The organism is Vibrio sp. 10N.261.55.A7 (assembly GCF_002877365.1).
Lineage (GTDB): Bacteria > Pseudomonadota > Gammaproteobacteria > Enterobacterales > Vibrionaceae > Vibrio.
The window spans coordinates 1-799 of record NZ_MCWZ01000192.1; the positions used below are offsets into that span (position 1 = coordinate 1).

Annotated in this window: 1 protein-coding gene; it reads left to right on the forward strand. The window is 42.3% G+C overall.

What is annotated here, in order from left to right; translation table 11 throughout:
• Nucleotides 1-241 precede the first annotated feature (241 nt).
• Nucleotides 242-799: linear amide C-N hydrolase (locus BCU12_RS10270; RefSeq protein ID WP_133153858.1), on the forward strand; the 558-nt coding region annotated here is incomplete at its 3' end.

Sequence of the window (799 nt, forward strand, 5' to 3'; positions counted from 1 at the left end):
TCGCTGTACAAAGCGTGTCTAATACGCCTCCGAAAGGGGGCTTTTTAGTATCAAATAATTGAGACTGAAACGACTTATTAAGAAACACATGGAGTATGTAAAACACACATTTCGATTTGTTTTACACACATCCAAGTCACTGCCTTTTCGACATAATAGCCTCATACAAACAAGGAGATAGCGCGCTAACTTCTTAACGAATTTGAAACTATTGAACTCATTGTAGAGAAGGAAATATATTATGAAAAAGTCAATCATCGCATTAGCAATCGTAGCAACAACATCCATGGGCCTTGTAGGTACATCTAGCGCTTGTTCACGTTTAATTACAGACACTGCTTCTCACGGCATATCGGTTGTACGTTCATATGATTGGGGTGGCAGTGAGTTACAATCTATTGCACAAATTAACCCAGTGGGCACTGAGCGTGTCACCAAAGCAGTACCTGAATATGAGAACGCAGCTGAATGGACAGTGAAATATAAAACGATTTCATTTACCGAAGTAGAAACGTTCCACGGCACAACGGGCGAGGCAATTAACAGCGAAGGCCTTTCGGCATCATTGTTATACCAAAACCCATCAAAAGATTTCATTAAAGACGTAAAAGACAACGGCAGCGCCGCTGTGCATATGTCTGATGTGGTGCCATTTTTAGTCGAGCAGTTTGCGACGGTTGAAGAAGTGGTTGCCTTCTATGAAGCGGGTAACTTCCAAACAGCATGGATCACTGGTATCGGCGGTCATCAGCACGGCTTCCATTTCTCAGTACAAGATAAGTCAGGTGACATTGCATTA